Annotated in this window: 21 protein-coding genes; 8 read left to right on the forward strand and 13 right to left on the reverse strand. The window is 69.7% G+C overall.

The features are described from left to right. Positions 1–103 precede the first annotated feature (103 nt). Both ABD05_RS16480 and ABD05_RS16485 read left to right on the forward strand, forming a co-directional pair. Positions 104–1,180 carry a glycosyltransferase family 2 protein gene (locus tag ABD05_RS16480; protein ID WP_047901278.1) on the forward strand — a complete coding sequence of 359 codons (1,077 nt, stop codon included), beginning with the start codon at positions 104–106 and terminating at the stop codon, positions 1,178–1,180. Positions 1,181–1,194: 14 nt separating this feature from the next. Then, a complete protein-coding gene (locus ABD05_RS16485) occupies positions 1,195–2,457 on the forward strand; it encodes a glycosyltransferase family 87 protein (protein WP_047901279.1) in 1,263 nt (420 codons plus the stop codon). Here ABD05_RS16485 and ABD05_RS16490 read toward each other — a convergent pair. The 12 genes from ABD05_RS16490 to ABD05_RS16545 form a co-directional block, all read right to left on the reverse strand. Beyond that, a complete protein-coding gene (locus ABD05_RS16490; protein ID WP_047901280.1) occupies positions 2,421–3,461 on the reverse strand; it encodes a TadG family pilus assembly protein in 1,041 nt (346 codons plus the stop codon). The genes ABD05_RS16485 and ABD05_RS16490 overlap by 37 nt on opposite strands. Beyond that, entirely contained in the window at positions 3,454–3,882 is a 429-nt protein-coding gene (locus ABD05_RS16495; protein WP_047901281.1) for a TadE/TadG family type IV pilus assembly protein, read from the reverse strand. Before ABD05_RS16495 ends, ABD05_RS16490 begins: the two co-directional genes overlap by 8 nt. Beyond that, positions 3,879–4,739: a tetratricopeptide repeat protein gene (locus ABD05_RS16500; protein ID WP_047901282.1), complete on the reverse strand. Its 861-nt coding sequence runs from the start codon at positions 4,737–4,739 to the stop codon at positions 3,879–3,881. Before ABD05_RS16500 ends, ABD05_RS16495 begins: the two co-directional genes overlap by 4 nt. Then, positions 4,736–5,680 (reverse strand): type II secretion system F family protein, encoded by a 945-nt coding sequence (locus ABD05_RS16505; RefSeq protein WP_047901283.1) that lies wholly within the window; start codon positions 5,678–5,680, stop codon positions 4,736–4,738. Before ABD05_RS16505 ends, ABD05_RS16500 begins: the two co-directional genes overlap by 4 nt. Then, a complete protein-coding gene (locus tag ABD05_RS16510; protein WP_047901284.1) occupies positions 5,677–6,654 on the reverse strand; it encodes a type II secretion system F family protein in 978 nt (325 codons plus the stop codon). Before ABD05_RS16510 ends, ABD05_RS16505 begins: the two co-directional genes overlap by 4 nt. Next, entirely contained in the window at positions 6,651–8,051 is a 1,401-nt protein-coding gene (locus tag ABD05_RS16515; protein WP_047901285.1) for a TadA family conjugal transfer-associated ATPase, read from the reverse strand. The genes ABD05_RS16510 and ABD05_RS16515 overlap by 4 nt, the downstream gene beginning before the upstream one ends. After that, a complete protein-coding gene (locus ABD05_RS16520) occupies positions 8,048–9,271 on the reverse strand; it encodes a CpaE/TadZ family protein (RefSeq protein ID WP_047901286.1) in 1,224 nt (407 codons plus the stop codon). Before ABD05_RS16520 ends, ABD05_RS16515 begins: the two co-directional genes overlap by 4 nt. A gap of 22 nt (positions 9,272–9,293) precedes the next feature. Further along, positions 9,294–9,677 (reverse strand): CpaD family pilus assembly lipoprotein, encoded by a 384-nt coding sequence (locus ABD05_RS16525; RefSeq protein ID WP_047901287.1) that lies wholly within the window; start codon positions 9,675–9,677, stop codon positions 9,294–9,296. A 15-nt stretch (positions 9,678–9,692) separates the two neighbouring features. Next, positions 9,693–11,072, reverse strand: a complete 1,380-nt coding sequence (locus ABD05_RS16530) for a type II and III secretion system protein family protein (protein WP_047901288.1) — start codon at positions 11,070–11,072, stop codon at positions 9,693–9,695. A 62-nt stretch (positions 11,073–11,134) separates the two neighbouring features. After that, positions 11,135–12,151, reverse strand: coding sequence for a Flp pilus assembly protein CpaB (gene cpaB, locus ABD05_RS16535; RefSeq protein ID WP_047901289.1), 1,017 nt, complete (start codon positions 12,149–12,151; stop codon positions 11,135–11,137). Between the two features lie 20 nt (positions 12,152–12,171). Further along, positions 12,172–12,651, reverse strand: coding sequence for a prepilin peptidase (locus ABD05_RS16540; protein WP_047901290.1), 480 nt, complete (start codon positions 12,649–12,651; stop codon positions 12,172–12,174). A gap of 89 nt (positions 12,652–12,740) precedes the next feature. Beyond that, entirely contained in the window at positions 12,741–12,923 is a 183-nt protein-coding gene (locus tag ABD05_RS16545) for a Flp family type IVb pilin (RefSeq protein ID WP_034179896.1), read from the reverse strand. Positions 12,924–13,776: 853 nt separating this feature from the next. Here ABD05_RS16545 and ABD05_RS16550 point away from each other — a divergent pair. The 6 genes from ABD05_RS16550 to ABD05_RS16575 all read left to right on the forward strand — a co-directional run bounded on the left by ABD05_RS16550 (position 13,777) and on the right by ABD05_RS16575 (position 19,678). Then, entirely contained in the window at positions 13,777–14,859 is a 1,083-nt protein-coding gene (locus ABD05_RS16550) for an ABC transporter substrate-binding protein (RefSeq protein ID WP_047901291.1), read from the forward strand. A 15-nt stretch (positions 14,860–14,874) separates the two neighbouring features. After that, positions 14,875–15,717 carry an ABC transporter permease gene (locus tag ABD05_RS16555; protein ID WP_047901292.1) on the forward strand — a complete coding sequence of 281 codons (843 nt, stop codon included), beginning with the start codon at positions 14,875–14,877 and terminating at the stop codon, positions 15,715–15,717. A gap of 35 nt (positions 15,718–15,752) precedes the next feature. Next, positions 15,753–16,583, forward strand: a complete 831-nt coding sequence (locus ABD05_RS16560) for an ABC transporter permease (RefSeq protein ID WP_047901293.1) — start codon at positions 15,753–15,755, stop codon at positions 16,581–16,583. 40 nt (positions 16,584–16,623) lie between these two features. Continuing rightward, positions 16,624–17,469, forward strand: coding sequence for an ABC transporter ATP-binding protein (locus tag ABD05_RS16565; protein ID WP_047901294.1), 846 nt, complete (start codon positions 16,624–16,626; stop codon positions 17,467–17,469). Positions 17,470–17,617: 148 nt separating this feature from the next. After that, entirely contained in the window at positions 17,618–18,571 is a 954-nt protein-coding gene (locus ABD05_RS16570) for a TauD/TfdA dioxygenase family protein (RefSeq protein WP_047901295.1), read from the forward strand. 159 nt (positions 18,572–18,730) lie between these two features. Beyond that, positions 18,731–19,678: a TauD/TfdA dioxygenase family protein gene (locus ABD05_RS16575; protein WP_047901296.1), complete on the forward strand. Its 948-nt coding sequence runs from the start codon at positions 18,731–18,733 to the stop codon at positions 19,676–19,678. A gap of 45 nt (positions 19,679–19,723) precedes the next feature. Here ABD05_RS16575 and ABD05_RS16580 read toward each other — a convergent pair whose 3' ends face one another. After that, a complete protein-coding gene (locus tag ABD05_RS16580; RefSeq protein WP_047901297.1) occupies positions 19,724–21,385 on the reverse strand; it encodes an ABC transporter substrate-binding protein in 1,662 nt (553 codons plus the stop codon). Positions 21,386–21,403: the final 18 nt, after the last annotated feature.

Here is a 21,403-nt window from a genome sequence, read left to right on the forward strand (position 1 = left end):
GTCGATTTCTGCATACAATGATCGTAACGCCTGTCGTCCGGCCTGCGGTGGGCGACAACCGGATCAATACGGTGCAGCGCAGGCCGGATCTCTCGGGGGACGCATGCCCACGCACGCCAGAAAGCCGCTGGTCTCGCTCGTCGTGCCGTTTCACGACGAAGCCGAAACGATCGACGCATTCTTTGCCGAAACGCTGCCCGTCCTCGAGTCGGTCGACACGGTCCGCTTCGAGATCGTCTGCATCAACGACGGCAGCCGCGATCGCACGCTCGACCGGCTGCTCGCGGTCACGGCCGGCGACCCGCGCGTGCGCGTCGTCGATCTCACGCGCCGCTTCGGCAAGGAGGCCGCGCTCACCGCCGGCCTCGACGAAGCGGCCGGCGCCGCGGTAATCCTGATCGACGCCGACCTGCAGGACCCGCCCGCGTTGATCCCTGCCATGGTCGAGCGCTGGCTCGCGGGCGCCGAGGTCGTTGCCGCGAAGCGCACCGACCGCATGTGCGATCCGTTGATGCAGCGCGTGGCCGCCGCGCTCTACTACCGCGTGCACAACCGCCTCTCCGAAGTCGAGATGCCGGAGAACGTCGGCGATTTCCGGCTGATGGACCGTCAGGTCGTCGACACGCTGCGCGCGCTGCCCGAGCGGCGACGCTTCATGAAAGGCCTGTTCGCGTGGGTCGGCTTTCGCATCGAGATCATCGAGTACACGCGCGCGCCGCGCAGCGGCGGCCGGTCGAAGTTCTCCGGATGGAAGCGCTGGAACTTCGCGCTCGAAGGCATCACGAGCTTCAGCACGGTGCCGCTGCGCGTGTGGACCTACGTCGGCCTCACGTTCGCGATGCTCGCGCTCGTATACGGCGCGTTCATCGTCGTGCGCACGCTGCTGCTCGGCAACCCCGTGCATGGCTACGCGTCGCTGATTTCCGTCGTGCTGTTCATCGGCGGCATCCAGCTGATCGGCATCGGCGTGATCGGCGAATACCTCGGCCGCGTCTATCACGAGTCGAAGCAGCGCCCGGTCTATCTGGTGCGGAGGCGCTACCGCGCCGAGCGGGACGCCGCCGCGCTTCCGGCGTCGAAGCTGCTGCAGTTCCCGCTCAAGCGCGCGCACGCGGCCCGCCGCCGGCCGGCGACACCCTCGGCCGCCGGACACGGCGCCAGGAAAATCTCCGTCAAGTAACCGGCACGCGGCACATGGATATTCCCCGGCAATCGATGCGCTCGGCGGAGCGCCCCGTCCGCGCGTGGCTGACGCCCCGGCGCGTCGTCACGTACAGCGCGTTCGTGCTCGTATTCCACGCGCTGTTCCTGGCGATCTGGGCGTACGTCATCCGTCACACGCCTGGCACTACCATCGCGAGCCCGGGTGCGGACTACTCGGTGTTCTGGTCGGCGTCGTACGTGATGCTGCACGGCGCGCCATGGCAGGCGTACGATTTGCCGACCTTCTCGCGGCTGGCGGCCGCGTTGTTCCCGTATTTCCGCACCGAAGGCCTCGTCGCCTGGCTGTACCCGCCCACCTACCTGCTGCTCGTGACGCCATTCGCGCTGCTGCCCTTTGCGATCGGTTATCCGCTGTTCGTCGCGTTCGGCATCGTCGTGTTCGGGTTCGCCGCGTGGCGCGTCTCGGGCCTTGGCGCGACGCCCGGCGTGCGGCGCATCGGCGCGTTCGCGCTGGTCGCCGCCCCGTGCGTGTTCGTCACCGCGATGCTCGGGCAGAACGCGTTCCTGACTGCTTCGTGCGCGGCGCTGGCCGTCTACTGGGCCGACCGGCGGCCGATCTGGGCCGGCCTCTGCATCGGCCTGCTGTCGGTCAAGCCGCAGATGGCGCTGCTGTTCCCGTTCGTGCTGGTCGCCGCGCGCGCGTGGCGCACGATCGCGTGGGCCGCGCTCGCCACCGCCGCGTTCGGCGCGTTGAGCGTGCTGGTGTGCGGCGTCGAGTCGCTGCGCCTGTTCGTCGCCAGCGCGGGGCTCGCGCGGGCGCTCATTCTCGAGCATGGCGTGATGTTCTGGTTCGCGTCGCCGACGCCGTTCGCGGCGTTCCGCCTCGCCGGCCTGCCGCTCGGCACCGCGTATGCCGCGCACGCCTGCGTCGCGGCGATCGCGATCGCCGCCGCGTGCATCGTGTGGGCGCGCTCGCGCGACACGCGCGTGCGCGCGGCGGTGCTGGCGGTCGCGACGCTCGCGGCAAACCCGTACGTGTGGCACTACGAGCTCGCGTGGCTCGGCGTCGCGATCGCGTGCATGCTGGCGATCGGCTGGCGCGACGGCTGGCTGCGCGGCGAGCAGGCCACGATCGCGCTGATGTGGGCGCTGCCGCTCTACGAATACCTGAACCCGTGGCTGCTGCTGCCGCAGATCGGCCCGGCCGTGACGCTCGCCGCCCTCCTCGTGCTGCTGCGCCGCGCGCGGTCCGGCACTCACAACGCGAGCCGCGGCGGCACGTACACGCCGTAGTACGGCCCGACGCCGGTCGCGACGCCGGTCATCTTCACGCCGGCGACGAAGTGGCCCTGGATGTACTTGTACGAGCCGCCGAGCGACACGTCGATGTGGAACGCCGCGAACGCGACGATCGGCACGTAGGTGCTGCTCGACGTCTGCGTGACGACCGGCAGCACCACCGTCGTGCCGACCGGCACCGACGAATAGAGCGCGGTCTTCGCGCCGGTCGCGAGGTAGATGCTGTCGCCGATGCTCAGCGTCGTCGGGTTGCCGGTCGCCATCAGCCCCGAAATCGTCGACGTGTCGGTCGCCGTCGACTGGAACGACGTCCACTGCCCGCCCATGCACAGCGAGCCATAAGTCTGGCCGTTCGTGATCGAGAACTCGTACGGCAAGCCCGTCAGCGGATTGATCAGCGGCTGGTTGGTCACCGCGTTCCAGTACTGGTTGTACACGCACTGGTCGATCGCGACCGGGAACAGCCCGCCGGCCGCCACCCCGCCCGGCGCGGCCAGCACCGCCACCGCGGCCGCGCTGCCGGACGCGCCGGGAATCCCCAGCAGCCCGCCGAGCAGCAGCGGAATCGAGCCGCCGTTCACGCCCGGCGCACGCGACACGGTGACCTGGACGGCCGGCACGTCGTACGCGCCGGGCGTGATGGTCGTCGCCTGCATGGAGGCGGGGCTGCGCGTCACGTTCCAGTAGCCGGTGGTCACCGTGCCGGTCGACAGCGCGGCGCCGGCCGCCGAGTTCCGCGCGATCACGCCGTTCGCCGCCGACGCGGCCTGCGACCAGTTCAGCGCGCCGCCGCTCGGCGACATCATCGCGTCGGCCCCCGCGAGCGCGGCCGCGTCGGCGGCGTTCTGCAACTGATTACGCACGGTGGCCACCCACGCGATGTCGATCGCCAGCGCGCCGAACGACAGCAGCGGAATCAGGAACAGCAGGAAGAACAACGCGACCGAGCCGCGCTGCCGCTCGGGGCCGAGAGCTCGCGTGTCGCCCGCGTCATTCATAGAGCATCACCGACGTGGCCGAGACCGTCACCGGGCCGGTCAGCGCGCTGAACGCGGAACCGAGCACCATCCCCGAATACGTGTAGGTCACCGTCACCGTCAGCGCGGTGCCCGCCGTCGTGCCGTTCGCCTGGGTCACGGTCACGGCCGGCGTCGTCGCTGTGCCGCCGGTGATCAGGCTGTTCTGCATGTAGTTCTGCGCAACGCTGGCGACCTGCGTCGTGGTCAGCATCGGCACGCGCAGCATGACGCCGGCGCGCGCGGCCTCGCGGCTCGCGTTCGTGATGACGGCCTTGTCGCACAGGATCAGGCTCGTGTCGATGATGCCGATCAGCACCATCAGCAGGAACGGCAGCATCAGCACGAACTCGAGGGACACGACGCCGCGCGCGCGGCGGGCGCCCGTCGCGCCGCGTGTCATTTTGCGGCCCCCGCGCCCGGCGGCGCCAGGCCCGACTCCCGCGCCGCGCCCGACAGCGGCGGTGCGCCGCCCGCAGCCCCGCGCGATGCGAGCCGCGCGCGCACCGCCTGGTAGAAGCGCAGGTTGTCGGCCACCGCCGACGCGGGCAGATCCACGGACAGCAGCTTCTTCGCGGAATCGGTGTTGCCGAGCACGCCATACGCGAACGCGAGGTTCTGGCGCGCCTGCCACGGTGCATCGGGCAACCCCGCGACGTCGAGCAGCACGTTCACGCCCTCGCGCGGCCGGTTGCTCAGCACGAGCGACAGCCCGAGGTCGATACGCAGCCCCTGCGCGTCCGGGTGCGCGCGCAGCGCGTCGCGATACACGGCCTGCGCATCCGCATGACGCCCCTGCAGGTCGAGCACGGTGCCGAGCCCTTCCGCCGCGAGCGGATGGTTCGGCTGCGCGGCCAGCAGGTCGCGATAGCGCTGCGCGGCCTCGTCGAGCCGGCGCTGCCGCAACGCGACGCGCGCGAGCCCGAGCCGCGGGCCGAGCTCCGCGGGCGACTGCCGCTGCGCTTCCTCATAAAGGATCCGCGCGCGCTCCAGGTTGCCGGTGCGATAGTTGACGTCGCCGAGCCCCAGCTGCGCCGCGAGCGAATCGGGATGCGCGGCGAGCACCTTCTCGTACAGCGTCGACGCGAGATCGACGTTGCCGCCGGCGAGCGCGCTGTCCGCGATGCGCAGTTCGGCCTGCGGGTCGTCGCTCTTGTGCGACAGCACCGGCCGCGTCTGGACGCCCGGCGCGCCGCAGCCGCCGGCCAGCACCGGCAGCACGGCCGCGAGCGCGAGCGCGCGTACGACGGATCGTGTCATTTGAATACCTCGAGCAGGCGAATCGCCGCCGGGCCCGCCGCGATCAGGCAGACCGTCGGCAGGATGAACAGCATCATCGGCAGCGTGATCTTCGGCGCGAGCTTCGCGGCCTTTTCCTCGAGCGCGACGATCTGCTCGGTGCGCTCGGTGCGCGACAGGGTTCGCAGCGCCTGCGTGATCGGCGTGCCGAACCGCTGCGACTGCGTGAGCGTCGTCGCGAGCGAGCGCGCCGACGCGAAATCGACGCGCGTCGCGAAATGCGTGAGCGTCGCGGCCACGTTGCCGCTCAGCGTGAGCTCGTCCGCGCACACCGTCAGCTCGTCGGCGAGCGGCGGGCAGATGCGCGCCAGTTCGTGCGCGACGCGCCGGATGCCCGACGCGAGACTGTTGCCGGCCATCGTGCAGATCACGAGCAGGTCGAGCGCGTCCGGAAAACACGCGGCGATGATCCGCCGCCGCCGCCGGATCATCGCGCCGAGCACGTACTCGGGCACGATCACGCCGATCACGAACGCGGCGACCATCGCCAGCGCACGGATCACGAAGTATTCGCCGAAGCGCGGAATGAACGGGCTGAACACGATTGCGACGCCTGCGAACAGCACGCCGCAGCTCAGCTTGATGCCGATCATCGACGACACCGCGCGGCGCTCGCGAAAGCCGGCGCGCGTCAATTGCAGGCCGAGCTTCACGCGCTGCATCGGGTCGAGCACCGGCAGCCGTTCGCCGAGCTGCGCGAGCCGCCGCGTCAGGCCCTGGCGGACCTCGTCCGGCTGCAGCCGCCCCGCCGATAGCGCCGGCGCGCGCTGCCCGGCCACCAGCTGCACGCGCTCGGCGATGCGCAGGCGCGTGCTGCCGCCGGGCGTGGCGAGCGCCACGCCGACGCAAGCGAGCAACAGCAGCAGTTCGAGGCCGCGGGCGGCCAGTATCGACATCGTCATCGCGCGGTATCCAGTTTCGAGATCTTGCGGATCGTCAGCAGACCGACTGTCAGCAGCCCGGCGGCGATCGTCAGCATCATGTTGCCTGCGGGCGTCGTGAACAGCAGCATCACGTAGGCGCGGTTCACGAGGAACAGCGCGCCGATCATCACGAACGGCACCGCCGAAATGATCTTCGTCGTGATCCGCCCTTCGGTGGTCAGCGCGCGGGTCTTCAGGCGGATGTCGCGGCGTGTGCGGATGATGCTCGACAGTTCGTCGAGCGTCTCGCCGAGGCTGCCGCCGGTTTCGCGCTGCAGCAGCAGGTAGACCGTGAAGAACGAGAAGTCCGCGATCATCAGCCGGTCCGCCGCCTGCGTCAGCACATCCTTGAGATCCGCGCCGACCCGCAGGCTGTCGCCCATGCTGCGGAACGTCGAGCGCACCGGCTCGGCCGCGCTGTCGCCGACCGTGCTGATCGCCTGCGTGACCGGAATGCCTGCGCGCACGGCCCGCACGATCAGGTCGATCGCGTCCGGGAACGCTTCGAGAAAACGGATCCGGAAGCGCTCGACCAGCGAGCGGTAGCTGGCGCGCATCGCGAGCAGCGGCACCCCGACGCAGATCAGCGGACGCAGGAAGCCCGGCGGCCCGATCAGCTGCACCGCGACGAGCGCCGCGATCGCACCGGCGATCGTGCTGGCGACGACGATCCGCATGCCGCCTTTGCCGCCCACCGCGCGAACGCGCGTCACGTAGCGCTGCAGCCACGTGCGCGCACGGCTTTGCCGACGTTCGAGGTTGAACAGCGCGACGCCGGACCCGTCGACCGCACCCGCATCGCGGCCCGCGAGCAACGGCGACAGGCGCCGCACCCGCTCGCGAATGCGCTGCGCCGGCGTGTGGCGCGCGCGATCGAGCAGCGACGACAGCGCGAGCCCGGTCGCGAGGATCACGACGAACGCGCCCGCCGCGAACAGGTCGGCGGCCTTCATTGCCGGAACACCTCGGTGAGCGCATCCTCGACGCCGTAATACGCGGCGCGCGCCGAGAACGCCGGCCGCAGCGACGACGCGTCGAACACGCCCTTGACCGCGTCGCGCGTCGTGTCGCCTTCCTGGCGGAACGCGAACAGGTCCTGCGTGATGACCACCTCGCCCTCCATCCCGACGATCTCGGTGATCCGCGTGACGCGCCGCACGCCGTCGCGCATCCGCTCGACCTGCACGAACAGGTGCACTGCGCTCGCGATCTGGCGCCGGATCGACAGCAGCTGCAGGTTCGCGTTCGCCATCATGACCATGCTCTCGAGCCGGCTGATCGCGTCGCGCGGCGAGTTCGCATGGATCGTCGTCATCGAGCCGTCGTGGCCGGTGTTCATCGCCTGCAGCACGTCGAACGCCTCCGGGCCGCGAATCTCGCCGAGGATGATGCGGTCGGGCCGCATCCGCAGCGCGTTGCGCACGAGGTCGCGCTGCGAGATGCCGCCGAGCCCCTCGGTATTCTCCGGCCGCGTCTCGAGGCTGACGACGTGCGGCTGCAGCAGCTGCAGCTCGGCCGCGTCCTCGATCGTCACGATCCGTTCGTGCTGCTCGATGTGCTGCGACAACGCATTGAGCAGCGTCGTCTTGCCCGAGCCGGTGCCGCCCGAGATCACGATGTTCAGCCGGCACGAACACGCCACCTTCAGCACCTGCAGCATCGGATGCGAGATGTTGCCCTGATGCACCATCCGCGCGAGCGTGATGTCGCGCTTCGCGAACTTGCGGATCGAGATCGACGGGCCGCGCATCGCGATCGGCGGCAGCACGACGTTCACGCGGCTGCCGTCGGCCAGACGCGCGTCGACCATCGGGCTGCTCTCGTCGACGCGCCGGCCCACCGCCGCCGCGATCCGCTGCGCGACGCTCGTCACGTGCGCGTCGTCGCGAAACTTCAGCGACGTGAGCTCGAGCCGGCCCGCGCGCTCGACGTAGACCTGGTCGGGCCCGTTGACGAGGATGTCGGTGACCGTATCGTCGGCGAGCAGCGGCTCGATCGGCCCGACGCCGAACATGTCGTTCAGGATCGCGTCGACGATCAGCACCTGCTCGCCGGCCGTGATCTTCAGGCGCTCGCGCTCGACCGTGTGCGCCGCCACCTGCTCGATGCCCGCGCGCACTTCGTCGCGGGTCTTCATCAGCGCCGCCGACATGTTCATCGACGCGAACACCGCGGTGCGGATCGCGTCGAACTTGCCGGAGCGGATCAGCGCCTCGTGGGTGTCGGCGGCCGCGGGCGCGCGGGTCGGCGGCGGCGCGGGCGCGACCGCCGGCTCGGGCGCGCGCGGTGCCGCGGGCGAGGCGGCCGGCGCCGGGTCCGGCGGCGGCCGGTTGCGGTTACCGAACGTCACGATCCTTTCCTCCACTTGACGAAGCGCGCATACCACGGTTCGGCGACGGCCATCGGTTCGCCGGTGATGCCGTTCGCGAGCGCCCGGATCCCGTCCAGGAAGCCGCGGCGCTTCGCGCCTTCGATCGGCTCGCCGAGGTTCTCGGCGACCGCCAGCGTCTGCGGCTCGTGCGGCAGCTCGCGCAATGTCGCGCCGCTGAACGCGGTCGCAAAATCGGCCGGCTCGACGCGGCCCGCGACCGGTGCGAGCGGATTGTTCAGCACCATCGACAGCTGCCGCTCGCCCGGCAGCTCCTGCACGAAGCGAGCGAGCCGCGCCGATTCGTACGCCGCGTGCACCGAGCGGTCGGCGACGACGTAGACGAGATCGGACGCCTCGAGCGCATCCTCGAACAGCTTGCCGGCGCCGCTGCCGACGTCGAACAGCACGTAGTGGAAACGGTCCTTCAGCATGTCGACCAGGCGCGCGATCGCCCCGTCGCTCAGCGGCACGTCGGCGCCGTACGCGAGCTCGGCCGACAGCACGTGCAGGCGGTCGCCCTGCGTGACGAACATGCGGTCGAACAGCGCGTCGTCGGGACGCTGCTCCATGTTCAGCAACTCGACCAGCCCGTTGTTGCTGGACAGCCCGAGCATCGAGTTCGCGCCGCCGCCATGCAGGTTCAGGTCGATGTACGCGACGCGGCGGCGCTTCTCGCCCGCGAGGCAGCGCGCGAGGCTCACCGCGATGGTCGTCGTGCCGACGCCGCCGCGTGCGCCGACGAAGCTGACGATCTTGCCGGTGCGCACCTGCACGACCGATTCCGTCGCCGTCAGCGCACGCCGCATCAGTTCGACGGTCAGCGGCTTGACGATGTAGTCCTGCACGCCGATGCCGAGCAGGTTGCGAAACAGCCCGACGTCGTTCTGCGTGCCGATCGCGACGACCCGCACCGACGGATCGCACACGTCGGCGAGCCGTATCAGGTCGGACACCGGCAGCACCGAATCCGACACGTCGATGACCAGTTGGTGCGGCGAACGCTCTTGCTGCTGCAGCAGCCGGATCGCGTCGTCGCAGGTGCCCGTCTGCAGGTGCGCGCGCGCGATCGACAAATCGTGCGCGACGCGCCGGATCACGTCCTCGCTGCCCGGATCGGACACGACCGCGACGAGATCCGTCGCGCCGGCGGACGCGGCGCGCTTGGCATTCTGGCGGTCGAGGACGTTCATGGGCGGCATCGCGATGGCATCCGGAATCGGTTCAATGGCCGGGCGAGCCGGTCGTCGTCAGCGTCTTGCCGGGCGTCGGCAGCTTCACGCGATCCTCGACGTAGCGGCGCACCGCGCCGGCCGCGACTTCCGCGTCGGCGCCGCCGTACGGCACGGGTGCGACGAGATCCTGCGGCCGCGCGAGCATCGCCGCGAGGTTCGTGTAGGTCGCGCAGCCGAACGGCACGCCCGGCCGCCCGAAACCCGCGTCGACGAGATGCGACGGCTGCATCAGCTTCGCGCAGTCGGGCGGCATCGCCTGCACGCCGTCGAAGCCGATCGAGCGCGCGTCGGGCAGGTTCAGCGGCGGCTGCGCCGACATGCAGCCCGCCAGCGCCAGCGGCAGCAGTGCCAGGACGGTGGTTCGAACTTGCATGGGCGATCCTCCGGTTCAGTACACGAAGCCCGCGGCGCCGACGAGGCGCGGCGTGTCGCCCGACAGCAGGTCGAGCCCGAGATTGCGCTGCACCGCGAACTCCAGATCGCTGCTCGGCCGCGCGACGGTGTCGATCGCCTGCTCGAGCTGGCCGGGCCCGGTCGGCTGCACGATGTACGGCGTGACGATCACGACCACCTCGGTCTTGTTGTCCTGGAAGTTCTTCGACGAAAACAGCCGGCCGATGATCGGCAGCCGGCCGAGCCCCGGGATCTGCGACACGGTGTCGGCCGTCTGGCTCTGCAGCAGCCCGCCGATCGCGAAGCTCTGCCCGCTCGACAGCTCGACGGTCGTCTCGACGCGCCGCACAGTGAGCGCCGGCACCTTGATGCTGCCCGTCGTCACGCTGTTGCTCGAATCGACCTCACTGACCTCCGGCCGCACCTTGAGGCTGATGCGGTTGTCGGCGAGCACGGTCGGCGTGAAGTCGAGCGACACGCCGAACGGCTTGTACTCGACCGTGATCGCACCCGTGTTGCCACTCTGCGCAACGGGGATCGGAATCTCGCCGCCCGCGAGGAAGCTCGCCGTCTCGCCCGACATCGCGGTCAGGTTCGGCTCCGCGAGCATCGTGATCAGCCCTTCCTGATCGAGCGCGTCGAGCACGACGTCGATCGACCAGCGCCCCGCGCGGAACCCGCCGAGCACCGAGAACGCGCCGGTGGGCGACAGGTTGAACAGGCCGTTCGTCGGGTCGAACAGCGTACGCCCGTTGAACAGCCCGCCGACGAAGTTGCCGGCGCCGCCGAGCGCGCTCCAGTTGATGCCGAGCTGCTGCGTGACGTTGCGGCTCACCTCGGTCACCCGCACGCGCAGGTTCACCTGGATCGGGCGCGACAGCGTGAGCCGGTTGACGATGCTTTCCTTGTCGTGCAGGTACGGCGCGAGCGACTGCATCACGGCGTCCGCGTCGGCCGCGCCCGGCACCTTGCCCGACACCATCAGCGAGCCCGGCGCGCCGGACACCGACAGCTTCAGTTGCGGAAAGCGGCTGTCGAGCACCGCCTGCAGCGATGCCGTGTCGACCTGCACGATCACCGTCTTGCGCAGGATCGGCCGATGGTTCGCGCCGAGCGCGATCAGCGTGGTCGTGCCGGCCTTCTTGCCGAACACGAACACGGTGCGCGGCGACGGCACCTGGATGTCGGCGATGGTCGGATCCGCGACGAACATCGCGACCGCGGGCTCGGGCAGCGTCAGCATCTCGCCCTTGCCGGTCGCGATCGACAGCGTCGTGCCGGCGTCCGGCGCGCGCGCGCCCTGCGCGAACGCGACGCCGGGCGCGGCGAGGCTGGCCAGGCACCAGAGAGCGATCCAACGAACCATGCGCACCATGCGTGTTCCCGTCATCCCGTCAAATGCCGGCCGCCGGGCGGCCGTCCCGATCCGTCGACCCGTCATTGCGGCGCCGCCCCCCTCGGCAGTTGCGCCGTCGCATCCGCCGCGACACTGCCGCCGCCCGGCAGCGCCGGCAGCCCCGGCAGGCCGGACGGCAGCGGCGGCAGGCCCGGCGTGCCGGCGCCGCCGCCGCGCGACCCGTCGTCGATCGACGAACCGCGATAGATCACGACCGTGTTGCCCTGTCCCGTCGGCCGCGCGCCGCCGGCTTCCGGCCCGGCGGACGGCGCGCGCGCGGCCTCGCGGGCCGCGCGCGACACGTCGCCCGCCCACACCGGCTGCGTGTCCGGCTCCGGCTCGTCGCCGCCCGCCGGTTGCCGCCGGTCGCTGGTCGCGAAGCTGCGCAGCGCGAGCGACAGCGAGCCGAGGCGCGTCGCGACCAGCACGACCTGCGCGGTGCGCGGCGCGACCTCGAGCGTGACCGTGCGCGCACGCGCCGTCGCGTCCGGCGCGCTCGCCGGCGTCTTCGCGCGCTGGAATTCCGAGCCGACCGCGAGCACGCGCGCACGCCGCACGACCGTCTCCGCTTCGAAGGTGCCGGGCGACGTCGCCGAGCCGCCGATCTGCTGCGTGAGCACCACGTCGACGAAGTCGCCCGGCTGGATCAGCCCCGCGTTGCCCGACACGTCGTCGACAGGCACCGAGATCGCGCGCATGCCGGGCTGCAGCGCGGCCGCGAGAAAATCCGGCGCACCGCCCGGAATCACGTTGTCCGTGCGGATCGGCGTGCCGGCGCCGACGCGGTTGCGCAGCAGCGCGCCCTTCAGATCGGCGCCCGGCTGCGACTCGACGAACGCGCCCGGCGGCACCTGTGCGCGCGGCATGCGCTTCCACGCGAGATCGTTGTCGCGCAGCAGCAGCCCTTCCGGCAGATCGGCAGCCGCGACGCGCACGCGCGCCTGGTCCGCTTCGCCGGGGGCCGACGGCGTCGACGCGGCGACGTACAGTTCGCGCAGGATGAACGCGCCGATGCCGGCAGCGACGATCAGCACGGCCATTCTCAGAGGTTTGGGCATGGCCGCGTGCGTCCCCCCGGCTAGGTAAGCGAAACCGCGTGCGGAAACGGCGCCCAGACGGCCAGCGCGCCGCCGAGCGCGAGCGCGACGCCGTACGGCACGCCGCGCGCGGCGACCGCGCGGGCGGGCGCGGCGCGCCGCTGCCACGCGACGGCCGCGAGCGCAGCGAGGCCGCACAGGGCGCCGCCCGCGCCGACGATCGTCAACACCGGGAACGCCAGCGCCGGGCCGGCCCACAGGAATACCGCCGCCGCCAGCTTGACGTCGCCGCCGCCGATCCAGCCCGCGTGGCGCAAGCCGCCGAACAGCAGCAGCATCGCCGCGGCAGTCGCGACGTGCCCGGCCAGCGGCGCGAGCCCTTCGCGCGCGAGCGTCGCCGCGACGAAATACAGCATCGCGAACGCCAGCACCGCGCGATTGGACAGGCGCCGGTCGCGCAGGTCCTGCGCCGCGAGCGACGCCAGCACGACCGTGGCCACCGACTGCACGAGCGTAAGCATGGGAGAGCCGTCCGTCGGCGCACCCCCGGCTGGATACGTTCTACCGCTGCGGATCCGTGTGTTCGTCGGCGGCGCGCGGGTTCAGGGGATCAGATCAGGCTCGTCACCTTCGTGATCAGCGCCGTGAACACGCTCGGCAAGCCACCGGAAGTGCTGCTGAGGATCACGCCGACCGCCGCCAGCGCGACCACGACGATGCCGGCCAGCACCGCATATTCGAGCGAACTGACGCCGCGTTCATCACGCAGCAGGGACTTGACGTATTGCAGCATGGCAACCTCCGTGTGACGGGGTCGAGGATCGACCGTTGAACGTAAAGACGCTGCATGGTCCGGCGGCTGCCCAGGGCGTTCACCCATTCGCGACTCACGCGAACGGCCCTGGCATCAGGCCGCTCGCCTCCCCGAAGTCCGCTCGATCACTGCGGCGCGCGGCATGCAACGACGGCATCGATCGTTGCATTCGCGCGCCTTCTTGTGCGGCCGTGCCGACACGACGCCGACCGCGCTGATTCGTCTAGGGTATAGACAATTTTTCGGACGATTTCAAATAATTTAGCGTCGGAATGTATTTATGGATGGCACCCTGAAACGATGCAATTCATACAGGCCATCTTTCGGAATTCTTTCTCGGGGCATTCCGCGTGGTTCCGGTGAAGACGTAAGTATGTTAACTGTCGTAATGCGTCATTTTCGGTCGGGTGGATAACCCGTTTCCATTCGGTTTTTCGGTATGCCGGATGCGGCCGTGCGCATTGTTTCGCGCGAGCAGCCAGCCAAAGATGGTCGCCCTGGATCGGTTTTATTCGACCGCCTGATACGCGTTTCACCGCCTGGATTCGCCCGCCGGTCGACATGCGAATCCGCGATTTCGCCATTTCATGAATTTCCCGATCGTCGCTTGCCTGATTGGCAAGCAACGCCGATCAACATGATCGGAATCCTTAACGATTCCGCGATACATGCGAATCCGCTTTCCGTCCGCGCAACACGGCGCGCCCGGCCCGGCAACCCGCCAAGCGGCGATAAGCATAGTTCAAATCGTTGCTTGTCCCGCGCCGGAAGCGTCCACCAGAATGGCGTGACGCCTCCCTGCCCGACTTCACTTCTCGCGACCCGACGCACCATGACCGATCGATTTCCGTTTCCGCTGCGCCTGCTGCGATCGCTGCTGGCAGCCACGCTGATGACGCTGGCGGCCGCCGCCGCGCACGCCGACAAGCCCGCCACCATCCGCATCGGCGTCGCCCAGCAAGGCGCCGGCGATCCGCCGACCTTCGGCGGCTCGAGCGCCGCCACCGCGCAGTTGCAGCAACGGGTCGAAAAGGAGTTCGCGGCCGACGGCATCAACGTGCAGTGGCTGTTCTTCAAGGGCGCGGGGCCGGCCGTCAACGAGGCGATCGCCAACAAGGCGCTCGACTTCGCGTACCAGGGCGACCTGCCGGCCGTGCTCGCGCGCTCGAACGGGATCAAGACACGCCTGCTGCTCGCCGCGAGCGTGCGCTCGGGCGTGAAGATCGCGGTGCCGCCCGACTCCGGCATCCGTTCGATCACGGACCTGAAGGACCGCCGCGTGTCGATCTTCCGCGGCACGAACCTGCAGCTCGTCGCCGACAACGCGCTCGCGAAGAACGGCCTCGGCGAACGCGACCTGCGCGTGATCAATCTCGACTCCGCAAGCTCGCTCGCCGCGCTCGCGTCGAAAGGCATCGACGCATCGGTGGGCGACTACCAGCTCTACAAGCTGCGCGACGCGGGGCTCGCGAAGATCATCTACGAATCGCAGAACGACGGCCCGCAGTTCACGCGCCAGACCCACCTGCTCGTGCTCGACGATTTCGAGCGTGCGCATCCGGACATCGTGCAGCGCGTCGTCAACGCGCTGGTCAAGGGCGCGCAATGGTCGTCCGACGAAGCGAACCGCGATGCGCTGTTCAAGCTGTGGGCGAAAAGCGGCGTGCCGTATTCGTCGTGGCAGGCCGACTATGCGAACCAGCGCCTGAAGGACCGCCTGTCGCCGCTGATCGATCCGTTCCTCGTCGCGCGCTACAAGGCCGTCGCGCAGGATGCGCTGAAGCTGAAGCTGATCCGCCAGCCGGTCGATGTCGACGGCTGGTTCGAGCCGAAGTATCTCGACAATGCCCTGCGCACGCTGAAGCTCGAAAACTACTGGCCGCGTTACGACGCGGCCGGCAAGCCCCTTTCCTGACCCGGACCGGCCCCGATGAGCGACACCGCGATCCCGATTCCGTCGTCGAAGCCACATGCGCTCGCCGCGCAGCCGCGCCGCGCGGCGAGCGCGAAGCGGCTGGCGTGGCAGCTCGCGCCGTGGGTACTGCCCGCGCTGCTGTTCGCGCTGTGGACCGTCGGCAGTGCGCGCGGCTGGATCGCACCGCAAATCCTGCCGCCGCCCGAACGCGTGGTCGACGCGCTCGCCGAGCTGGCGACGAGCGGCGATCTCGCACGCCACACGCTGATCAGCCTGCAGCGCGTGCTGGTCGGCTTCGCGGCCGGCTCGTTGCTCGGTTTCGCGATCGGCGTCGCGCTCGGCCTGTCGCGCACGCTGGAAGCCTATGTGCTGCCGAGCTTCAACGCGCTCGTGCAGATCCCGGTGCTCGGCTGGCTACCGTTCCTGCTGCTGCTCGTCGGCGTCGGCGAACCGCTCAAGACCCTGCTGATCGCGCATGCCGCGCTCGTCCCCGTCACGATGAGCACGTTGCAGGGGTTTCGCCAGACGCCGCCCGCGCTCGACGAAGTCGCGCGCGGGTTCGGCTACACGCGCCGGCAACGCATCGTCCACGTCGTGCTGCCGGCCGCGATCCCGACGCTCGCGACCGGCGTGCGGCTCGCGTTCACGAAATCGTGGCTCGCGCTCGTCGTCGTCGAGCTCGTCGCGTCTTCCGAAGGGCTCGGCTACCTGATCGTGTACGGCCGGCAACTGTTCCAGCTCGATCTCGTGATGGCGGCCGTGGTCGTGGTCGGCGCGGTCGGCCTGCTGATCAACCGGTTGCTCGACGCACTCGAAGCGCGCCTGCGCCGCGGCGTGCCGTCCGCGTTCCGCGGCTGACCCGGCCTGCGCGCGCAACCGAAGGAGACCACCCTATGCCCCGTTCCGCCACGCCGACGCTCGCGCCGGACGCCACGCCATCGCCCGTCGCAGCCGCCCGCCGCCTGCATGCGCCAGACTGGCGCGGCTTCGTGCTGCCGCTCGTCGTGTTCGCGCTCTGGTGGGCGATCGCCTCCGCGCACCTCGTCAAAAGCGGGCTGCTCGTCGGTCCGGCCGACGTCCTGCATACGGCCTGGATTCAAGCGACGAGCGGCGCGCTCGGCCGCGCGCTGTCCGCGTCGCTCGCGCGCGAAGCCTGCGGTTTCGCGATCGGCGCGACGGGCGGGCTGCTGCTCGGCACCGCGCTCGGGCTGTCGCGCATCGCCGCGCGCATGGTCGGACCGAGCTTCGACACGTTCAAGCAGATCTCGCTGTTCGCGTGGATTCCGCTGATTTCCGTGTGGTTCGGCCTCGGCGACGTCGCCAAGGTCGTGTTCCTGTCGCTCGCCGCGCTGCTGCCCGTCGCCGCGCACACGTGCGACGGCATTCACGCGGTGCCGCGCGCGTATGTCGACGTCGCCCGCGCGCTGCGCTACTCGCGGCTCCAGCTGGTCCGCTACGTGATCCTGCCGGCCGCACTGCCGTCGATCTTCACCGGGCTGTACCTCGGCCTGATCTATTCGTGGCTCGCGACGCTCGGCGCCGAATACCTGCTCGTCGCCGGCAGCGGGATCGGCAACACGCTGATCGACGGCAGCGAGCAGTTCCGGATGGATCTCGTGCTGTTCGGGATCATCGTCGTCGGCGTGACCGGCTGGGCGCTGAACGCGGTCGCGCGTGCGATCGAACGCAAGGTGCTGGCCCGGCGCGGCGACCTGCAGCGGTGATCGCCCTCTCCTTACCTGTCGCATCCTTACTCGCCCCGCCATGACGACCCTCGCCTCCGATTCGCTCGACATCCTCCACGTCAGCAAGCACTACGCTCAACGCGGCGCGTCGCTCGCCGTGCTCGACGACGTGTCGCTGCACGTGCGTGCCGGCGAATTCGTCACGATCGTCGGCGCGAGCGGCTGCGGCAAGTCGACGCTGCTGCGGCTGATCGCGGGGCTCGACACCGACTACTCGGGCGAGATCCGCGCCGGCGACGAGCGCGTGCGCGACACGTCGTTGCAGCGCGGGATCGTGTTCCAGGATCACCGGCTGTTCCCGTGGCTGACCGTCGAACAGAACATCGGCGCCGCGCTGCGCAACGCACCGCTCGACGCGGCCGCGAAGCGACGCGCGGTAGCGGACCACGTTGCGCTCGTCGGGCTGAACGGCTTCGAGCACGCGTTTCCGAACCAGTTGTCGGGCGGGATGGCGCAGCGCGTCGCGATCGCGCGCGGCCTCGTGAACCGGCCGCGCGTGCTGCTGCTCGACGAGCCGTTCGGCGCGCTCGATGCGCAGACGCGCGCGCGGATGCAGAACGAACTGTTGCGCATCTGGGAACAGGAGCGCATCACGATGATGCTCGTCACGCACGACGTCGACGAAGCTGTCTATCTCGGCGATCGCGTCGTCACGATGGCGCCGCGTCCGGGCCGCATCGAACGGATCGTCGACGTCGCGCTGCCGCGGCCGCGCCGGCGCGATTCGGCGGATTTCGCGCGGTTGCGCGATACGGTGCTCGCCGATTTCGACGATGACGAACCGCCGCGCGACGATGGCTCGGGCGGCAAGCGCAGCGACACGCCGAGCGTGCACCGGATAGGCGAATGGCGACTTGCGTGGTAGGTGTGGGCGGCAACTGCATTGCTCAGCATGACGACACATATCGATCATCGCAGCGCGCACGCTAAGGTTGTGACGATTCATCGGTTCCGGTTCCGCGCGGTCCCTGCTTGAATGGAGACTCGACCGACCCGACTCCAGGAGACTCCCGATGTCCGAAGTCCAGCACGCCGCTCACCCGTCTTCGCATGCTTCGCACGCCGCGCCGCGCACGGCCGCCGCCCCGCTCCAGCTTCGCCAGGTTGCCGGCCGGATCGGCGCCGAGATCGCCGGCGTCCGGCTGTCGGCCACGCTCGACGACGCGACGTTCGATGCGATCCAGGCCGCACTGCTGCGCCACAAGGTGCTGTTCTTCCGTGGCCAGCACCATCTCGACGACACCGCGCAGGAAGCGTTCGCGCGCCGCTTCGGCGACACGGTCGCGCACCCGACCGTGCCGTCCGTCGACGGCAGCGCGCATCTGCTCGAACTCGATTCCGCGCACGGCGCCCGTGCGAATTCGTGGCACACCGACGTGACGTTCGTCGATGCATACCCGAAGATCTCGATCCTGCGCGCGATCGTGATTCCGCCGTTCGGCGGCGATACGGTGTGGGCCAACACCGCCGCCGCATACACGCACCTTCCCGACCCGCTGCGCGCGCTCGCCGACACGCTGTGGGCGATCCATACGAACGCCTACGACTACGCGTCGACGCACGTGCACGCCGACGACACGCAACTGAAGCGCTACCGCGAAGTGTTCGCGTCGACCGTCTACGAAACCGAGCATCCGGTCGTGCGCGTGCATCCGGAAACCGGCGAACGCACGCTCGTGCTCGGGCACTTCGTGCAGCGGCTCAAGGGGCTGTCGGCGCAGGATTCCGCGCACCTGCTGCAGGTCTTCCACGAACACGTGACGCGTCTCGAGAACACCGTGCGCTGGAACTGGCAGGAAGGCGACGTCGCGATCTGGGACAACCGCGCGACGCAGCACTACGCGATCAACGACTACGGCGATGCGCGCCGCGTCGTGCGCCGCGCGACCGTTCACGGCGATGTGCCGGTCGGCATCGACGGTCGCCAGAGCGTCGTGCTGAAGGGGCCGGGCGCGACGCTGCAATAACGCCCAAGTACCGCGGCGGCGCCGTTTCGCGCACGCCGCTGCGTGTTCCGTTCCATTCGCCACCGGGCACACCACGATGAACCTCCCGCCGCCGGACCGACGCTTGCACACGCAACGATGTCGGCCATCCGCCCCGTTCACTTCCGCCAGGAGCGTCGCATGAGTGCCCTACCCGAACCGGCAGCCCAGCCGGTCGACGTGATCCCGCTGTCCGCCCATATCGGTGCGGAAATCCGCGGCGTCGACCTCACGCAACCGTTGACCACGCCGCAGATCGCGGCAATCCGCGCCGCGCTGCTGAAATGGCGCGTCGTCTTCTTCCGCGAGCAATTCCTCACGCACGACCAGCACGTCGCGTTCTCCGCGCAGTTCGGCGAGCCGACGGTCGGTCACCCGGTGTTCGGGCACGTCGACGGCCATCCGGCCGTCTATTCGATCGCGAAGCATCGCAAGGCGACGCGCTTCGAAGGCGAACCGGTGCGGCGGCCGTGGACGGGCTGGCACACCGACGTGACGGCCGCCGTGAACCCGCCGTGGGCGTCGATCCTGCGCGGCGTGACGATCCCACCGTATGGCGGCGACACGCACTGGACCAACCTCGTACGCGCGTATGAAACGCTGTCCGCGCCGTTGCGCGGTTTCGTCGACGGCTTGCGCGGCATCCACCGCTTCACGCCGCCGGCCGGTGCGCGCGCCACCGGCGCGTTCGATGAAGCCGTCGAGCGCCGCCCGCTCGTGACCGAGCATCCGCTCGTGCGCGTGCATCCGGAGACCGGTGAACGCGCGCTGTACGTGAGCCCGAGCTTCCTGAAATCGATCGTCGGGCTGACGCCGCGCGAGAGCCAAGCGCTGCTCGAACTGCTGTGGGAACACGTGACGCGGCCGGAATTCACGATCCGCTTCAAATGGGAAGCGCGCAGCATCGCGTTCTGGGACAACCGCGCGACCGCGCATCTCGCACCGGTCGACATCTTCGATCTCGACTTCGACCGCCAGCTCTACCGCACGACGCTCACCGGCGACGTGCCGGTCGGCCCCGACGGCCGGCCCTCGGTCGCGCTCGAAGGCACGCCGGCCGAAACGGCAGCGGCCGTCGCGCTCAACTGACCGCAACCGGCGCCGGCGCACGCGAGCGCGCCGGCCCTTCGTCCATCAATCCAGCCACACGCCGTCGAAGCGGTGCCCGCCGAGCGGCGAGAACGTCAGCCCGTGTACGCGCTTGGACACCGGCAGCGACACGATCGACGTCGCGATCGGCGTGAACGGCACCTGATCCTTGAACACCACCTGCGCCTGTTCGTACAGCGCCGTGCGCTTCGCGACGTCCCCATTCGAGCGCGCCGCGCTCACCAGCTTTTCGAAATCCTGGTTGCACCACTTCGCGAGGTTGCTGCCGTGCACCGCGTCGCAGCCGAGCAGCGTGCCGAGCCAGTTGTCGGGGTCGCCGTTGTCGCCCGACCAGCCGTACAGGATCGCGTCGTGCTGCCCGTCGTGCTTCGCGCGGCGGTTGTATTCGCCCCATTCGTAGCTGACGATCTTCGCGCGCACGCCGATCCTTGCCCAGTCCTGCTGGATCAGTTGCGCCATCAACTGCGCATTCGGGTTGTACGGGCGCTGCACCGGCATCGCCCACAGCGTCAGGTCGAAGCCGTTCGGGAAACCGGCCTGCGCGAGCAGCGCCTTCGCGGCGGCCGGATCGCGCGGCGCATCCTTCAGGCGCGGGTTGTACGACCATTGCGCGGGCGGCATCGGGTTCGTCGCGATCTTCGCGTCGCCGTTGAAAACGGTCTTCACGATCGCCGTCTTGTCGATCGCGATGTCGAGCGCGCGCCGCACGTCGACGCGATCGAGCGGCGCATGCTGCGTGTTGTACGCGACGAAACCGACGTTGAAGCCCATCCCCGAGAACAGCGCCAGCTTCGGGTCGCGCCGCACCGTGTCGAGATCGGCCGGCCGCGGGAACGCCGACACCTGGCATTCGCCGGCCACGAGCTTCTGCAGCCGCACGGCCGGATCGGGCGTGATCGCGAACACGAGGCGCGCGAGCTTCACGTCGTCCGGCTTCCAGTAGTCGGGGTTCGCTTCGTAGCGGATCAGCGCATCCTTCTGGTACGTCCGCAGCAGGAACGGCCCCGTGCCGACCGGGAACTGGTTGATATCGGCCTCGCGATGGCGCGCCTCGAGCTGCGACGCATATTCGGCCGACAGGACCGACGCGAACGCCATCGCGAGGTTGCGCACGAACACGACGTCGGGCGACTTCAGCACGAAGCGCACCGTGTAGTCGTCGACCTTCTCGATGCGCTCGACGTTGCGGTCGAAGCCGAGATCGCTGAAGTACGGGAAGCTGACCGGGTAGGCCTTGCGGAACGGATCGTCGGGATCGAGCATCCGGCGGAACGTGAACACGACGTCGTCGGCCTGGAACGGCCGCGTCGGCTTGAACCACGCGGTCGTCTGGAATTTCACGCCGCGCCGCAGGTGGAACGTGATCGTGCGCTGGTCGGACGACACGTCCCAGCTCGTCGCGAGCGACGGTTCGAGATCGAGCGTGCCGCGCTTGAACTGCACGAGCCCGTTGTAGATCGTGTACGTGCTCGCGTCGAAATCGGTGCTCGTCGTGTGCTGGCCCGGATCGAAGCCGGCCGGGCTGCCTTCGGTGCAGTACACGAGCGTCTTGCCGGCCGGCGCGGCGAGCGCGTGCGTGGCCGCGCCGGCGAGCAGCAGCGACGCGGCCACGCAACGGAGTGCGACAACGGCATGCGGTGCGCGACGCACACGACGCGCGGCTGACGAAACGAAAGGGTTCTTCATGGTGGCGGCGAGAAGGAA

Origin of the sequence: Burkholderia pyrrocinia (assembly GCF_001028665.1) — a bacterium.
GTDB classification, from domain to species: Bacteria; Pseudomonadota; Gammaproteobacteria; order Burkholderiales; family Burkholderiaceae; genus Burkholderia; species Burkholderia pyrrocinia.

What these genes read in the sequence shown, in the direction of transcription:
- ABD05_RS16530 (WP_047901288.1), bottom strand. Translation starts at nt 11,072, where the DNA reads ATGGTGCGCATGGTTCGTTGGATCGCTCTCTGGTGCCTGGCCAGCCTC.
- ABD05_RS16575 (WP_047901296.1), top strand. Translation starts at nt 18,731, where the DNA reads ATGAGTGCCCTACCCGAACCGGCAGCCCAGCCGGTCGACGTGATCCCG.
- ABD05_RS16525 (WP_047901287.1), bottom strand. Translation starts at nt 9,677, where the DNA reads ATGCAAGTTCGAACCACCGTCCTGGCACTGCTGCCGCTGGCGCTGGCG.
- ABD05_RS16545 (WP_034179896.1), bottom strand. Translation starts at nt 12,923, where the DNA reads ATGCTGCAATACGTCAAGTCCCTGCTGCGTGATGAACGCGGCGTCAGT.
- ABD05_RS16580 (WP_047901297.1), bottom strand. Translation starts at nt 21,385, where the DNA reads ATGAAGAACCCTTTCGTTTCGTCAGCCGCGCGTCGTGTGCGTCGCGCA.
- ABD05_RS16550 (WP_047901291.1), top strand. Translation starts at nt 13,777, where the DNA reads ATGACCGATCGATTTCCGTTTCCGCTGCGCCTGCTGCGATCGCTGCTG.
- ABD05_RS16505 (WP_047901283.1), bottom strand. Translation starts at nt 5,680, where the DNA reads ATGACGATGTCGATACTGGCCGCCCGCGGCCTCGAACTGCTGCTGTTG.
- ABD05_RS16485 (WP_047901279.1), top strand. Translation starts at nt 1,195, where the DNA reads ATGGATATTCCCCGGCAATCGATGCGCTCGGCGGAGCGCCCCGTCCGC.
- ABD05_RS16480 (WP_047901278.1), top strand. Translation starts at nt 104, where the DNA reads ATGCCCACGCACGCCAGAAAGCCGCTGGTCTCGCTCGTCGTGCCGTTT.
- ABD05_RS16520 (WP_047901286.1), bottom strand. Translation starts at nt 9,271, where the DNA reads ATGCCGCCCATGAACGTCCTCGACCGCCAGAATGCCAAGCGCGCCGCG.
- ABD05_RS16510 (WP_047901284.1), bottom strand. Translation starts at nt 6,654, where the DNA reads ATGAAGGCCGCCGACCTGTTCGCGGCGGGCGCGTTCGTCGTGATCCTC.
- ABD05_RS16565 (WP_047901294.1), top strand. Translation starts at nt 16,624, where the DNA reads ATGACGACCCTCGCCTCCGATTCGCTCGACATCCTCCACGTCAGCAAG.
- ABD05_RS16540 (WP_047901290.1), bottom strand. Translation starts at nt 12,651, where the DNA reads ATGCTTACGCTCGTGCAGTCGGTGGCCACGGTCGTGCTGGCGTCGCTC.
- ABD05_RS16490 (WP_047901280.1), bottom strand. Translation starts at nt 3,461, where the DNA reads ATGAATGACGCGGGCGACACGCGAGCTCTCGGCCCCGAGCGGCAGCGC.
- ABD05_RS16495 (WP_047901281.1), bottom strand. Translation starts at nt 3,882, where the DNA reads ATGACACGCGGCGCGACGGGCGCCCGCCGCGCGCGCGGCGTCGTGTCC.
- ABD05_RS16560 (WP_047901293.1), top strand. Translation starts at nt 15,753, where the DNA reads ATGCCCCGTTCCGCCACGCCGACGCTCGCGCCGGACGCCACGCCATCG.
- ABD05_RS16570 (WP_047901295.1), top strand. Translation starts at nt 17,618, where the DNA reads ATGTCCGAAGTCCAGCACGCCGCTCACCCGTCTTCGCATGCTTCGCAC.
- ABD05_RS16555 (WP_047901292.1), top strand. Translation starts at nt 14,875, where the DNA reads ATGAGCGACACCGCGATCCCGATTCCGTCGTCGAAGCCACATGCGCTC.
- ABD05_RS16500 (WP_047901282.1), bottom strand. Translation starts at nt 4,739, where the DNA reads ATGACACGATCCGTCGTACGCGCGCTCGCGCTCGCGGCCGTGCTGCCG.
- cpaB (WP_047901289.1), bottom strand. Translation starts at nt 12,151, where the DNA reads ATGCCCAAACCTCTGAGAATGGCCGTGCTGATCGTCGCTGCCGGCATC.